The sequence below is a fragment of the Acinetobacter sp. GW821-FHT01E09 genome, from assembly GCF_059422385.1.
In genome coordinates this window covers 4,418,268-4,433,723 of record NZ_JBWKWU010000001.1, presented here as the reverse complement: position 1 = coordinate 4,433,723, position 15,456 = coordinate 4,418,268, and the positions used below count along the sequence as shown (strand labels likewise).

Annotated in this window: 8 protein-coding genes, 2 tRNA genes and 3 rRNA genes; 11 read left to right on the top strand and 2 right to left on the bottom strand. The window is 41.3% G+C overall.

The genetic code is table 11. The annotated features are described in order from the left end of the window. The first annotated feature begins 14 nt into the window (after positions 1 to 14). The gene (locus AC07U8_RS20240) at positions 15 to 2,093 is read left to right on the top strand and encodes a TonB-dependent copper receptor (protein ID WP_303577767.1); all 2,079 of its coding nucleotides are present in this window, start codon (positions 15 to 17) and stop codon (positions 2,091 to 2,093) included. A gap of 42 nt (positions 2,094 to 2,135) precedes the next feature. Then, complete coding sequence (locus tag AC07U8_RS20235; protein WP_056518382.1) at positions 2,136 to 2,378, top strand: hypothetical protein; 243 nt, start codon at positions 2,136 to 2,138, stop codon at positions 2,376 to 2,378. Between the two features lie 124 nt (positions 2,379 to 2,502). Here AC07U8_RS20235 and AC07U8_RS20230 read toward each other — a convergent pair whose 3' ends face one another. Next, positions 2,503 to 3,711, bottom strand: coding sequence for an oxygenase MpaB family protein (locus AC07U8_RS20230; protein ID WP_494738500.1), 1,209 nt, complete (start codon positions 3,709 to 3,711; stop codon positions 2,503 to 2,505). Between the two features lie 86 nt (positions 3,712 to 3,797). Here AC07U8_RS20230 and AC07U8_RS20225 point away from each other — a divergent pair, with 86 nt between their 5' ends. From AC07U8_RS20225 to AC07U8_RS20185, 9 genes are all read left to right on the top strand, one after another. Further along, positions 3,798 to 4,412 carry a TetR/AcrR family transcriptional regulator gene (locus AC07U8_RS20225; RefSeq protein ID WP_004723394.1) on the top strand — a complete coding sequence of 205 codons (615 nt, stop codon included), beginning with the start codon at positions 3,798 to 3,800 and terminating at the stop codon, positions 4,410 to 4,412. An 873-nt stretch (positions 4,413 to 5,285) separates the two neighbouring features. Further along, a 16S ribosomal RNA gene (locus AC07U8_RS20220) occupies positions 5,286 to 6,824 on the top strand. Between the two features lie 59 nt (positions 6,825 to 6,883). Further along, positions 6,884 to 6,960 (top strand) — tRNA-Ile (locus AC07U8_RS20215). A gap of 44 nt (positions 6,961 to 7,004) precedes the next feature. Beyond that, positions 7,005 to 7,080: transfer RNA gene (locus AC07U8_RS20210), tRNA-Ala, on the top strand. 337 nt (positions 7,081 to 7,417) lie between these two features. After that, positions 7,418 to 10,308: ribosomal RNA gene (locus AC07U8_RS20205) — 23S ribosomal RNA — on the top strand. A 167-nt stretch (positions 10,309 to 10,475) separates the two neighbouring features. After that, a 5S ribosomal RNA gene (rrf, locus tag AC07U8_RS20200) occupies positions 10,476 to 10,590 on the top strand. Together the 16S, 23S and 5S rRNA genes with 2 tRNA genes alongside form the textbook arrangement of a ribosomal RNA operon. 460 nt (positions 10,591 to 11,050) lie before the next feature. Then, positions 11,051 to 12,193, top strand: a complete 1,143-nt coding sequence (locus AC07U8_RS20195) for a PQQ-dependent sugar dehydrogenase (RefSeq protein WP_494738499.1) — start codon at positions 11,051 to 11,053, stop codon at positions 12,191 to 12,193. Positions 12,194 to 12,331: 138 nt separating this feature from the next. Next, positions 12,332 to 12,727, top strand: a complete 396-nt coding sequence (locus tag AC07U8_RS20190) for a tautomerase family protein (RefSeq protein WP_494738498.1) — start codon at positions 12,332 to 12,334, stop codon at positions 12,725 to 12,727. 234 nt (positions 12,728 to 12,961) lie between these two features. Further along, positions 12,962 to 14,206, top strand: a complete 1,245-nt coding sequence (locus AC07U8_RS20185) for an esterase-like activity of phytase family protein (RefSeq protein ID WP_056517634.1) — start codon at positions 12,962 to 12,964, stop codon at positions 14,204 to 14,206. Positions 14,207 to 14,484: 278 nt separating this feature from the next. On the opposite strand, the gene AC07U8_RS20180 is transcribed toward AC07U8_RS20185, so the two are convergent. Beyond that, positions 14,485 to 15,252 (bottom strand): hypothetical protein, encoded by a 768-nt coding sequence (locus AC07U8_RS20180; RefSeq protein ID WP_034612732.1) that lies wholly within the window; start codon positions 15,250 to 15,252, stop codon positions 14,485 to 14,487. Between the last annotated feature and the right edge of the window lie 204 nt (positions 15,253 to 15,456).

The following is a 15,456-nucleotide window of genomic DNA, read 5'->3' as shown; positions in this document are numbered from 1 at the left end:
TTAAGAGAAAGAAAATGGCTCAACCTCAATTCTTTTTACAGCCTTTAGCGGCTGCGGTTTGTGTTGCTTGTTATTCTACAGCGGCATTTGCACACGATCAGGAACATGCATCTCAACTTGCTCCAATCGTGGTTACAGCACAGTTAAATAATGATGCCAATGGTTTGATTATTCATGCTGATCCAAAACAGCCGATTCAACCTGTACCTGCTACAGATGGTGCTGATTATTTGCAAAGTATTGCAGGCTTTAATTCAATTAAAAGCGGTGGAACCAATGGAGATGTCACATTCCGCGGCATGTTTGGTTCACGGATTAAAATTTTAACAGATGGTACCGAAAATTTAGGTGCATGCCCTGCACGCATGGATGCACCTACATCGTATATTCAACCCGAAAGTTTTGACCGTATTTCGGTGGTAAAGGGACCTCAGACGGTTCAATATGCCAATACAGGTTCAGCAGCCACGGTGATTTTTGAACGTCAAAAACCAACCTTAACAGATGATAAAAATTATCAAGGTCAAGCCAGTGTTTTAGTCGGTTCTTTTGGACGTTTGGATCACAATATTGAAGCTGCTGTAGGTGACAGTAAAAAATACATGCGTATCAATGCCAATCGTTCTGAGTCAAACAGCTATGAGGATGGTGATGGCAATAAAGTGCCTTCTTCTTGGGAGCGCTGGAATACTGATTTAGCCTTAGGCTGGACACCCGATGAAGATACATGGGTTGAACTGACGGGTGGTAAAGCCGATGGTGAGGCTGAATACGCAGGCCGAACCATGGATGGTTCTCAATTTGCACGTGAAAGCTTAGGCTTACGAGTTGAAAAGAAGAATTTAAGCCCTGTGATTAAAAAGCTCGAAGGGCAAGTGAACTATAGTTATAACGACCATATTATGGATAACTTTAGTTTACGTACTCCACCATTGGCAGAAATGACACATGGTGGCATGAAGATGTTGATGCCAAACCCAATGGCAATGCAGGTGACACGTCGTACTTTAAATAGCCGTTTAGCCATGACCAGTGAATGGGATAAGCTCAGTTTAATTACTGGGGTGGATTCTCAGCTGAACAAACATGGCGGCAGTATGTCATCACCGACCATGCCATCCATGAATGTTGCATTTAGAGAGGATATGCGCTTCCAATCTTATGGTGCTTTCGGAGAAATGACCTATCAATTCAGTGATGCTTATAAATTGGTGACAGGTGCACGAATTGATCAAGTTAAAATTGATGCCTTAAAACTGAATGATCAACGTAAAGAAACTTTGCCAAGTGCATTTATTCGTTTAGAAAATCAATCTCCTGAACATAATGCCAAATCTTATATTGGTTTAGGTTATGTGGAACGTGTTCCAGATTATTGGGAGCTATTTAGTACCGCACATGGTAATACTGGTATGTCTAAGCCGACGTTTAATGATCTAAACACTGAAAAAACTTTACAGTTGGATCTCGGTTATCAATACCAACATGATGCATTGAGTGTATGGACATCAGCATATGCAGGGTTGATTAATGACTTTATTTTATTGAGTTATCATAATCATCCAAAAGCTGGAATGGGTGGGCATGATCACGGTTCTTCATTCAGTGCTGGGGCAAAAAATGTCGATGCAACTATCGCGGGTGCTGAAGCAGGGATCGGTTATCAATTTACTGATGCGATCCAAGCGGATTTAAGTGCAATGTATGCATGGGGCGAAAATACCGATACACATAAACCATTGCCACAAATTGCGCCTTTAGAAGGTCGTTTGAATTTACGTTATGTTCAAGATAAATATTCTTTAGGTTTATTATGGCGTGCAGTGGCGAAACAAGATCGTATTAGCTTAAATCAAGGTAATATTGTGGGTTATGACACTGGTGAAAGTAAAAGCTTTACCACCTTGGCATTGAATGCGTCATATAACATTCAAAAAGATCTAAATCTTGCTGTTGGTGTCGACAATGTCTTAGATAAAACCTATACCGAGCATTTAAACAAATTGGGTGTAGGTGCAGATGGTCAAGTCGGTACTCAACAATTTAATAATACAGGGCGTAATTATTGGGCTCGTATTAGCATGAAATTTTAATTGATTTAAAACTGATTTTTTACAGAAATATGAGGATGTTCTATGAGTAATGACAGTAATAAGTTGTCACCTGAAAAATCGTTTTGGGGATGGAAGTTGCTGATAATCGCAATTATTTTAAGCTGTATTTTTATGGGAATCTTCTATTTGGCGATTACCAACGAGCCTGACTATATGCCAAGCCAAAAACAGAATGCAGCTCAGCAACATGATATGTCTAAGATGAGTCATGAAAGTATGCCAAACATGGATCATTCGGCTTCTGAAGCAACGCATTCTCATTGATCAATGAGTAATGTGACGCGAAGTCATGTAATGTGAAACAAGGGGAGGCCAATTGGCTTCCCCTTGTCTTTTCGAGTGTTCCTATTTAATTTAATCATGAAGTACGGGAGAGTGAGAGTAGATCTTACTGATGCATACTCGCTAATTGTTTCCCCGCATTTTGATAAAGCTCAAGTGCATATTCTTGTTCTGCACGACCATTCTGTTGTAAATATTGATCCAGTTTGTCAATATGCTTAGCACTACGGTAGAGCAGGGTATTTTTTGCAATTAAATAAAGCGGATACCAAGCCAAAGTACGTGGCTTGAGTCCTAGGTTTTTCATTTTACGTTGCCCAATAAAAAACTGAGTAATATCCAAATGATTTTGATAGGCCTTTTTTTGCAAAAAGGAATTGAAGTGTTTGTAGTGTCGTTCAAAAGGCTCTTTGGATAAGCTGATGGCTAAAGCTTTGCTACTTTCATCGGCCTTGGGGTGGGCATAATTCATCCATTGCAGTAGTTTCCATGCGTCAGACTCTTTATTGACTAGCCATTTTTCATCTACTCCCATTAACCAGCCCGTATATTTCCAAAAATGCATGATGGCTTCTGATTCGGTTTTGCTTGGAAAAATACCAATGGCTCTGACACCGAGAAGTAACACCGCACTAAATGCGATATTGGTCATGGCTTGATCATATTGATTGATCGGCGCTCCCCAAATATCGTTATCCCAGTCTTTGGATTTATTGAGTTGGTGCCGTACCAACGAATGAATAAAACGCACATAAATGGTTGAAGTAAAACCATTGTTAAAACGAGAGAAACTATCTTGTTGATTGACATCAAGCCACCATTTGTGGGTTTCAGCTAAGCGTTTTCCAGCGTATTTATGTAAAGCACCTGTCATAATTAACGGTTGATTAAAACCAGGGTATTGATAACCCGTCATTAAAGCCACATCGCGTAAAATAAAAGTACCATTTGTCCCTAAACGATGGGTAAATTTGATCGCAGTTTCAATTTTAGCTGGATCAAGCCAAGTAGGCGCTTGTTCAACCATTTTAAAAAAATCAGTTAATTCAGGGATTTCATTGGGAAGTTTATCCAAACCTTGATACAAGGCTGTTTCAAAAAGCTTTCTATTTTGTCTAGGATTGGTCATCACCCAATCCATAACTTTATCCATCGCGATATCACCAGTCTGTAAGGCTCGATTGAGTGAAAGATATTCGTCATAACTCGGTTGTAACTGCTGGTCTGTAAAATAATAAAAAAGCTTAGACTTCATATTTGTTCGTGCCATCTTCTCAAATGAGGCAAGGCGTTGTGGCTTAATTAATGTTTGCATTTTGAGCGCGACCTGATTATTGTTTAGTCAAACTCTAATATGAATAATTATTCGCATTCAATTCGCATTTTGGAGTGAACCGCAAAATGAGAAAACAACCACAACAACAACGTGCTCGGAATGTCGTAGATAGTATCTTGGAAGCAACTCAATTATGTGTTGCTGAATATGGCTTAATCAACGTCACCACACCCAAAATTTCAGAAAAATCAGGTGTCAGTGTTGGTTCTATCTATCAGTATTTTGGAAATAAAGAAGAAATTATTCAGGAGCTTTTAAGTCGTAAAAGTGAGCAGCTGGGGCTTGCGTTGAAACAGATTGCGATTAGCCAAGAAGAATTGAGCTTAGAAGAAATCATTCCACTTAGTCTTCAATTCGGTTTTGACATGATGAAAGCCGATGGTGGCTTTTTTATTGAAGTGCTTAAACATTGGCATGGCTATAACAATTCAGAAGCAGCAAAAGTGTTAGAAAAGCATTTCTATGAAGTGGGATTGTATGTATTTAGCCGTTTTTTTAATCATTGGAGTTTTGAAGTACTTAAAAATAAATCCTTTGTGATTATCAATAGTACGCTTTTTACTATGATGCGTTATGTCAGTCATAATAATTTTCTAATTTCAGAACAGCAGCTAAAAAAAGAATTAACTTTGATGATTTTGGCTTATCTAGAGCAAGGTGCCAACCCTAATTCACTTTAGGAAAATTATTTAATGGGGAGAGGGGGATTCATAGATTGTACTCGACTTATATAGATATAGACATACATCCAAATATAACTAAGGCTTGGTTTTATAGAACCCGATTTTATAGAGTTGGTTTTATAGAGTTGGTTTTATAGAGTGAGTTTTATAGCGTTGGTTTTAGCGAGTGTAAGTATTGTTTGAGTTGGGACAAGATATTGATCTCTTTCTCAGGAATAGTTTGATGCTTCTATTCAATGATAAAAGTGATCTATCTCCTTATATAGATTTTAATCGCCGTATCTCTATTAAATTGCATTTATAACAATGCTAAGGGTATACAAGAGGCCGTTTTAGTTGTTTTAGTGAATATATGATGGGGTATTGGTTTTTTATTGCTGTGTTTTTATGCAAAAAAGCAGATTTTTAAAGAAAAAGTGCTGTTTTAGAAGAATAAATAAACAAGTGATAGATAAAATGAAAAATAATTAAAAAAAGGGGTTGTGTTGGGTTGGGAATGCTGTAGAATGCACATCCATCGGCGGTGATGTTAAATAAAACTTCTGATAAATCAGGCACTTGATTAAGTTGTTAAGATTTCGAATTGAGATTTTAAGATGAGGTTAGGGTTGGGTTTGTTAGAAAAAATAATTAACATTATTGATTGACTTTTTAGAGATAGAGAGTAGTATAGCCGACCTAGCTTGATGCTGACGAAGCATTGAGAAGATCATTAAGAGAATATGAAGAACAACTTGTGTGGATTTTTACTGATTGATTGATCGAAATATTATCATTGATTGATTGGTTTAAATTACTCGAAGTTTATTTGAGAGAATTTGTCAGTACATTGATGAGCCAGAATTGTGACCTTAAGTCACTAATGATTTTTAACTGAAGAGTTTGATCATGGCTCAGATTGAACGCTGGCGGCAGGCTTAACACATGCAAGTCGAGCGGGGAAGGTTGCTTCGGTAACTGACCTAGCGGCGGACGGGTGAGTAATACTTAGGAATCTGCCTATTAATGGGGGACAACATCTCGAAAGGGATGCTAATACCGCATACGCCCTACGGGGGAAAGCAGGGGATCACTTGTGACCTTGCGTTAATAGATGAGCCTAAGTCGGATTAGCTAGTTGGTGGGGTAAAGGCCTACCAAGGCGACGATCTGTAGCGGGTCTGAGAGGATGATCCGCCACACTGGGACTGAGACACGGCCCAGACTCCTACGGGAGGCAGCAGTGGGGAATATTGGACAATGGGGGGAACCCTGATCCAGCCATGCCGCGTGTGTGAAGAAGGCCTTATGGTTGTAAAGCACTTTAAGCGAGGAGGAGGCTCTTCTAGTTAATACCTAGGATGAGTGGACGTTACTCGCAGAATAAGCACCGGCTAACTCTGTGCCAGCAGCCGCGGTAATACAGAGGGTGCGAGCGTTAATCGGATTTACTGGGCGTAAAGCGTGCGTAGGCGGCTTTTTAAGTCGGATGTGAAATCCCCGAGCTTAACTTGGGAATTGCATTCGATACTGGGAAGCTAGAGTATGGGAGAGGATGGTAGAATTCCAGGTGTAGCGGTGAAATGCGTAGAGATCTGGAGGAATACCGATGGCGAAGGCAGCCATCTGGCCTAATACTGACGCTGAGGTACGAAAGCATGGGGAGCAAACAGGATTAGATACCCTGGTAGTCCATGCCGTAAACGATGTCTACTAGCCGTTGGGGCCTTTGAGGCTTTAGTGGCGCAGCTAACGCGATAAGTAGACCGCCTGGGGAGTACGGTCGCAAGACTAAAACTCAAATGAATTGACGGGGGCCCGCACAAGCGGTGGAGCATGTGGTTTAATTCGATGCAACGCGAAGAACCTTACCTGGTCTTGACATAGTAAGAACTTTCCAGAGATGGATTGGTGCCTTCGGGAACTTACATACAGGTGCTGCATGGCTGTCGTCAGCTCGTGTCGTGAGATGTTGGGTTAAGTCCCGCAACGAGCGCAACCCTTTTCCTTATTTGCCAGCACTTCGGGTGGGAACTTTAAGGATACTGCCAGTGACAAACTGGAGGAAGGCGGGGACGACGTCAAGTCATCATGGCCCTTACGACCAGGGCTACACACGTGCTACAATGGTCGGTACAAAGGGTTGCTACCTAGCGATAGGATGCTAATCTCAAAAAGCCGATCGTAGTCCGGATTGGAGTCTGCAACTCGACTCCATGAAGTCGGAATCGCTAGTAATCGCGGATCAGAATGCCGCGGTGAATACGTTCCCGGGCCTTGTACACACCGCCCGTCACACCATGGGAGTTTGTTGCACCAGAAGTAGGTAGTCTAACCGTAAGGAGGACGCTTACCACGGTGTGGCCGATGACTGGGGTGAAGTCGTAACAAGGTAGCCGTAGGGGAACCTGCGGCTGGATCACCTCCTTAACGAAAGATTGACGATTGGTAAGAATCCACAACAAGTTGTTCTTCATTGATGTATCTGAGGGTCTGTAGCTCAGTTGGTTAGAGCACACGCTTGATAAGCGTGGGGTCACAAGTTCAAGTCTTGTCAGACCCACCAAGTCTACTGAACACAGAAGAGCAGATATATTAAGATCTTAAGCTGGGGACTTAGCTTAGTTGGTAGAGCGCCTGCTTTGCACGCAGGAGGTCAACGGTTCGACTCCGTTAGTCTCCACCACTATATAAAGACTAAGTGATTACAGAACTTAGTAAGCCGATAGCTTATTAAGTTCTGTGATTTATCACAGTTAACTACTCGCTGACGAGGCGGTAGTGAATCATTAACAGAATATATTTGAGTTGAAATAATTGTTTAAACTCGTTTTAGTTGATGTTAGCAAGTAATTGTTAATGTTGAGTGAAATGAGCACTAGCGATAAAACTGAATCAAGCGTTTTGGTATATGAATTAAATTGAAGCTGTATGGTGATTAAGTTCACAGGCAACAAATAGAAGTGATTAAGTTCACATTGTTGATCCTCCTTGTAGGGATTAACGACTGTTTGGGGTTGTATAGTCAAGTAATTAAGTGCATGTGGTGGATGCCTTGGCAGTCAGAGGCGATGAAAGACGTAATAGCCTGCGATAAGCTTCGGGGAGGCGGCAAATATCCTGTGATCCGGAGATTTCTGAATGGGGAAACCCACTTACCATAAGGTAGGTATCGCATGATGAATACATAGTCATGCGAGGCGAACGAGGGGAAGTGAAACATCTCAGTACCCTTAGGAAAAGAAATCAATTGAGATTCCCTCAGTAGCGGCGAGCGAACGGGGATCAGCCCATTAAGTTATATGTGTTTTAGCGGAAAGCTCTGGGAAGTGCTACCGTAGAGGGTGATAGTCCCGTACACGAAAGGGCACATATAATGATGACGAGTAGGGCGAGGCACGTGAAACCTTGTCTGAATATGGGGGGACCATCCTCCAAGGCTAAATACTCCTGACTGACCGATAGTGAACCAGTACCGTGAGGGAAAGGCGAAAAGAACCCCTGTGAGGGGAGTGAAATAGATCCTGAAACCGCATGCATACAAGCAGTGGGAGCCAACTTGTTTGGTGACTGCGTACCTTTTGTATAATGGGTCAGCGACTTATATTCAGTAGCAAGGTTAACCGCATAGGGGAGCCGTAGAGAAATCGAGTCTTAATAGGGCGTTTAGTTGCTGGGTATAGACCCGAAACCGGGTGATCTATCCATGAGCAGGTTGAAGGTTGGGTAACACTAACTGGAGGACCGAACCCACTGTCGTTGAAAAGCCAGGGGATGACTTGTGGATAGGGGTGAAAGGCTAATCAAACTCGGTGATAGCTGGTTCTCCCCGAAAGCTATTTAGGTAGCGCCTCGGACGAATACCATAGGGGGTAGAGCACTGTTTCGGCTAGGGGGTCATCCCGACTTACCAAACCGATGCAAACTCCGAATACCTATGAGTACTATCCGGGAGACAGACTGCGGGTGCTAACGTCCGTAGTCAAGAGGAAAACAATCCAGACCGCCAGCTAAGGCCCCCAAATTATAGTTAAGTGGGAAACGATGTGGGAAGGCATAGACAGCTAGGAGGTTGGCTTAGAAGCAGCCACCCTTTAAAGAAAGCGTAATAGCTCACTAGTCGAGTCGGCCTGCGCGGAAGATGTAACGGGGCTAAAACTATATGCCGAAGCTGCGGATGTATACTATGTATACGTGGTAGGGGAGCGTTCTGTAAGCCGATGAAGGTGTATTGAGAAGTATGCTGGAGGTATCAGAAGTGCGAATGCTGACGTGAGTAACGACAAAACGGGTGAAAAACCCGTTCGCTGAAAGACCAAGGGTTCCAGTCCAACGTTAATCGGGGCTGGGTGAGTCGACCCCTAAGGCGAGGCCGAGAGGCGTAGTCGATGGGAAATTGGTTAATATTCCAATACTTCTGTGTAATGCGATGAGAGGACGGAGAAAGTTAAGTCAGCCTGGCGTTGGTTGTCCAGGTGAAAGGCAGTAGGCATGCATCTTAGGCAAATCCGGGGTGCTCTATGCTGAGAGCTGATAGCAAGCTAGTTTACTAGCGAAGTGGCTGATACTATGCTTCCAGGAAAAGTCTCTAAGCTTCAGTTACACAGGAATCGTACCCTAAACCGACACAGGTGGTCAGGTCGAGTAGACCAAAGCGCTTGAGAGAACTCTGCTGAAGGAACTAGGCAAAATGGTACCGTAACTTCGGGAGAAGGTACGCTGCTGACGGTGATAGGACTTGCTCCTTGAGCTATTGGCAGCCACAGAAACCAGGCCCCTGCAACTGTTTATTAAAAACATAGCACTCTGCAAACACGAAAGTGGACGTATAGGGTGTGATGCCTGCCCGGTGCTGGAAGGTTAATTGATGGGGTTAGCGTAAGCGAAGCTCTTGATCGAAGCCCCAGTAAACGGCGGCCGTAACTATAACGGTCCTAAGGTAGCGAAATTCCTTGTCGGGTAAGTTCCGACCTGCACGAATGGCATAATGATGGGGGCGCTGTCTCCAGCAGAGGCTCAGTGAAATCGAAATCGCCGTGAAGATGCGGTGTACCCGCGGCTAGACGGAAAGACCCCGTGAACCTTTACTGCAGCTTGACATTGAACTTTGATCTTACTTGTGTAGGATAGGTGGGAGGCTTTGAAGTAGTGACGCCAGTTGCTATGGAGCCATCCTTGAAATACCACCCTGGTAATATTGAGGTTCTAACTCTGTCCCGTTATCCGGGACGAGGACCATGTCTGGTGGGTAGTTTGACTGGGGCGGTCTCCTCCTAAAGAGTAACGGAGGAGTACGAAGGTGCGCTCAGCGTGGTCGGAAATCACGCGTAGAGTATAAAGGCAAAAGCGCGCTTAACTGCGAGACCCACAAGTCGAGCAGGTACGAAAGTAGGTCTTAGTGATCCGGTGGTTCTGTATGGAAGGGCCATCGCTCAACGGATAAAAGGTACTCTGGGGATAACAGGCTGATACCGCCCAAGAGTTCATATCGACGGCGGTGTTTGGCACCTCGATGTCGGCTCATCTCATCCTGGGGCTGAAGCAGGTCCCAAGGGTATGGCTGTTCGCCATTTAAAGAGGTACGCGAGCTGGGTTTAGAACGTCGTGAGACAGTTCGGTCCCTATCTACCGTGGGCGTTGGAAATTTGAGAGGATCTGCTCCTAGTACGAGAGGACCAGAGTGGACGAACCTCTGGTGTACCGGTTGTGACGCCAGTCGCATCGCCGGGTAGCTATGTTCGGAAGGGATAACCGCTGAAAGCATCTAAGCGGGAAGCCTACCTCAAGATAAGATTTCCCTAGGACTTTATGTCCTCTAAAGAGCCGTTGAAGACTACGACGTTGATAGGTTGGATGTGGAAGTGCGGTGACGCATGAAGCTGACCAATACTAATTGCTCGTGAGGCTTGACTATACAACACCCAAGCAGTTGTATATGAAGCATCATTTGATTCATAAAAGATCAAACATACTTGATTTAGTTGTAAAGCTAGTTAAACTATTCAACTCAAATGTTCTGTTAAACTCATTTGGTACGAAGTAAGGCATTTAAATAAGACCCGAACAAGTCCATAACAGTTTGCTGGCGACAATAGCAAGAGTGAACCACCTGATCCCTTCCCGAACTCAGAAGTGAAACCTCTTAGCGCTGATGGTAGTGTGGGGTTACCCATGTGAGAGTAAGTCATCGCCAGCTTTTAAATCTAAAACACCCCGGTCTCTAACGAGATTGGGGTGTTTTTTTATGCGTGGGATTTGTGGTGTTTATTAGCGAAATGAAAAGAAACCTGTAGAAGAATTGAAGTGCATAAGCAACTGAAAATAAATATATTTTTGTAGATGCAAAAAGAAAACCCCATCATCCTGATGGGGTTTTCTTCGTATTGGTGTGTTAGATTTGACTCCTGTCGAATCTCACGTCCTGTGTGTTTTCTTATTCTCAATGAGATTTCCTGTCTCTTTATGTTTGCTATGATAAGCGCAATGCCTAAGTCAGTATATTCGCTAATCACTGCGATTGTTGTAGGTTAAAGCTTACAAGATGATCCAATCAAAAATTAAGACCCAATTCGCTCAGTTACCAATATGAAATGGTGAGATGGATACTTTTGTTTAAAATAAATCGATAAGTCATAACAATATTGAGGGAATCTAAAATGAAGGCTTTTCGACAGTGCTTAATCTATTTACCTCTATTGCTCAGCAGTAGCTTGTTGAGTGCATGTAATGCTCAAAATAATCAAACCACTACAGCAAATTCGCTGATCAACCAGACCTATCAGATCCAAAAAGTAGCGACATTTGATGAACCTTGGGCAATGGCTGAGTTGGCTGATGGTCGTTTACTGATTACCGAAAGGAGAGGAAAGCTAAAACTGTTTGATCCTTCCACATTGAAAAGTATAGAAATTTTAGAGGTTCCCCAAGTGGCTTATGGTGGACAAGGTGGCTTAGGTGATATTGTTTTACATCCTGATTTTGCAAATAATCATCAAATTTATTTAAGTTATGCCGAAACAGGAAAAGGGGGATATGGTGCGGTTGTGATTCGTGGTGAATTAAATCTACAAGAGAAAAATCCTCGAATAATCAATGTTAAAAGAATCTGGGAGCAAGTTCCTAAGGTTTCAGGACAAGGGCATTATGCACATCGAATGATTTTTGCAAAGGATGGTAAGCTCTGGATTAGTTCTGGTGAACGCCAGAAATTTGATCCTGCTCAAGATATGAATTCAAACTTAGGAAAAGTTTTAAGACTGAATGATGATGGTACTGTTGTTGCAGATAATCCATTTACTCAACAAGGTGAGATTGCAAAACAAGTATGGTCGTTGGGTCATCGTAACCCATTAGGTATGGCTTTTGATACGAAGGATCAATTGTGGGTGGTTGAAATGGGGCCTAAAGGAGGAGATGAGTTAAATCTGATTAAGAAGGGCGAAAATTATGGTTATCCGATTGTTTCCAATGGTGATCATTATTCAGGAAAATCCATTCCCGATCATGCGACGCGTCCTGAATTTAAGGCGCCAGAAATCAGTTGGACACCAGTAATATCACCCTCCAGTTTGGTCTTTTATCAAGATGAATTATTCCCGAAATGGAATCATAAAGCCTTGATTGGTGGGTTATCTTCAGAGGCGATTATTGTAGTTGATACTGAATCGAAGCCTGTTCGTGAGGTACAGCGTTTAAACATGCAGCAACGCATTCGAGATATCCATCCCGCCCATAATGGTTCGATTTGGGTTTTGGAAGATGGGAAAAATGCGGGGCTATTAAGATTGTTACCTAAGTAAAAAATTAATTTAATTCAATGGATTATTATATTATTGAAAAGATGTGGAAGCAGCTGAATTGATATCAGTTGAATTGTTAGGATTGTCTATAAATTATGCTATTCTCTCGATTTAAAATAATATAAATCGAGAACAATAATGCCAGCAACTACAATTGAAATTAGATATCAATATTCTGTAGCACAAGAAGTGGACTTAATCGATGCAGTTCATCATGCATTGGTGAGCGCTTTTAAAATTCCTGAATATGATCGTGATATTCGTTTATTTGTACATGAACCACATCGCTTTCAATGTCCACCGAATAAGCTTTATCCTGAAAAATTTACCCTGATTCGTATTGATTGTTTTGCTGGGCGTACACTGGATACAAAACGAAATTTGTATCGCAGTATTGTAGAGAATCTATCTGTATTGGGGATTCCAAAAGATCATATCAAAATTTTATTAAGAGAAATTCCCGCTGAAAATTGGGGAATCTGTGGTGGTCAAGCTGCCTGTGATGTGGATTTGGGGTTTGATATTCAAGTCTAGCTCAAGCTCAAATTCAATATGAATTTAAGCAGATAGAGGAAGATTACTCAGTTGTTAATGTTATTAAATTCAATATGTTAATTCAGCTGACGCGCGCTTATACGGTGGAGTATATGCTGAGTGAAACATGTCTACGTATCATCAAACTGACGCAGTATTGTCATTGAAATGACCTCAAAATGTCATGCTATTGGTTTCTAATAAAGCTCATTTAAATCAATAAAAAAGACCTTTATGAAAAAAATTGCTTACTCTGTTTTAGCGTTAGGCGTATTGGCTTTAACCGCATGTAATGATGATGACAAGGATTTCTCATTTGAACCATCTGTCACTGTACCGACCTTGGTTTCATTTGCCAAACTTGATGTCGAAACTTATGCAGCGGGTCCAAACTCAGGTGCCTTTGTAAAGGGCGCCAATGGCATATTTCCACCTTTTAAAGGTCAGCCAGTTCAAGGCTTCTCTGGTGCTGTAAAGAACGGTGATGGCACTTATATGGTTATGGCAGACAATGGCTTTGGTACACAAGACAATTCATCTGACTTTTTACTCCGTGTTTATCAAGTAAAACCTGATTTTCGGACGAAATCAGCAGGATCTGCAAAAGTTCAAGTGATGAGCTTTATTCAGCTTCGTGATCCCAATAAATTAATACCATTTTCAATTATCAATCAAAACAGCACAGATCGTTTACTCACTGGGGCAGATTTTGATCCTGAATCGATACAACGTACTGCGGATGGTACCTATTGGATTGGTGATGAATTTGGACCATATTTACTGCATTTTGATAAAGATGGAATACTGCTTGATGCGCCGATTGCATTACCTCATCCATTGAAAGCTGGTGTGGAATTGCGTTCTCCGCAAAATCAATTCAATAAAGCTAACATAAATTATGTAGAGCCTTTGGTTCAGCAAAGCGGTGGCTTTGAAGGAATGGCATTGTCTAAGGATGGTCAATATTTATATCCTTTGTTAGAAAAACCGTTAAAAGGCGAGACCACACAACAGTTGCTTATCTCACAATTTGATGTGAAGAAGAAAGCGTATACTGGTCGATATTATTATTTTACCTTGAATGCCAAGGCGACCAATATTGGTGACTTCCAAATGTTTGATGATAAGTCTGGCATTATCATTGAGCGTGATGCGAGTCAAAACAAGTTAGATGGTTATAAGAAGCTGATTCAAATTGAATTAGGCGATTCTGGTAAAGCGGTAAAACGTTCTGACTTAGTTGATCTTATGAATATCGCTAACCCGAATAATCTCTATGGTACAGCGCGAGATGGAGATATTGGTACAGCTACAACTTTTGCTTTTCCATTTGAAACCATTGAAGATGTGATTATTGAAAATAAAAATACTTTAACTGTTTTAAATGACAATAACTTCCCAGGTTCATCAGGACGAAATGCAAAGCGTGCGGATGATAATGAAATTATTCAGATTAAATTGCCTAAGGCATTGTATTAATACGCGATAAAATGCTTAGCCTCGATGACCCGAAGCTAAATTAATTTTAGTGATGGAAAACTTCCTCCTTTTTAAAAGTAGGGCTGGGGAGAATTAAAACTTAAACTGATCAATATTAAGTGAAATATCTGACTTTTTATTGAGGGTAAAGCATCAGTACATACCTTAAACTAGCTGAGCAGATATTATTATTTTAAAGTGCGAAGTAATCTTTAAGCTAAATCGCAGAAAGCCAGTCAATTGACTGGCTTTCTTTATACATCATTCAAGCATGAGGATTAAGCTAAACAGTCTTGTTTAGAAACTTGATCAGGGCAGCCCAATGGGTTTAAAGCACATTTTAAATCTTCAATTTGTTCATGGGTGACATAGCCTTTAGATTTTAGGTAATCTGCTACTCGGTCATCACGTAGACTTAAGAAAGCTGCATCATAAACACCTAAATCTACAAATAAAGCAGCCGCTTCTAAGCTATTAAAACGGTCTAGAAAAACATCATTGCCATACATTAGGAAAACATGGTCGTAATCTGCATGTGCATCTATTTTTAAACGAGCTGCCAATGTTGTTGGTGAGGTTTTGATAAAAAGCAAATCTGATAATTCATCGAATTGGGTCATATCTAAGATATTTTCACCAGTTTTTACTTTACCTAACCATGCTTTAAAGACCAGTACCGCACCGCCACGCAGTAACATGCTCCACACTTGATGACGAACTTCATCATTTAAACATTCGCATTCATCTTCGAGACGTTGAACCAGTTTTTCTTCTTGTTGCGCTAATTTATCAAACAGACCTAAGCCTTGAGGATGGTAAGCAACAGGGGTAAATACATCAAATTTTAATTCCTCAAACACTTGAAGTGCTAAAGGCACAGCTGCTTGATAAATCGTGTTGAGTGCTTGGATTTGTGTGTCGTGGAGTTTGCTGTGTTTAAAAAGATCTTGCCAATCAATTTCAGGCAAGATTGCATTTGCACCATATTGACGATGAAATTGTTGAGCTTGGTGTAGCCCATGTGGAACAGTTTCTGAAATATTCATGGTTAAAAATCCTATTTAAAATTGAATTCAAGCGCTGTTTTTGTTTTCCTAAACATGAGCGTGATTTTGTCTTGAAGTAATTTTTGATTTATCTGAGATGCAATAGGAATAAGACTAAAGTTGTAGATAGGGTAAAAAGTGTTTTTTTATTTTTTAAAATCATATAAATAGAAAATTGTAACTAACTATACAAGTGTATATTTA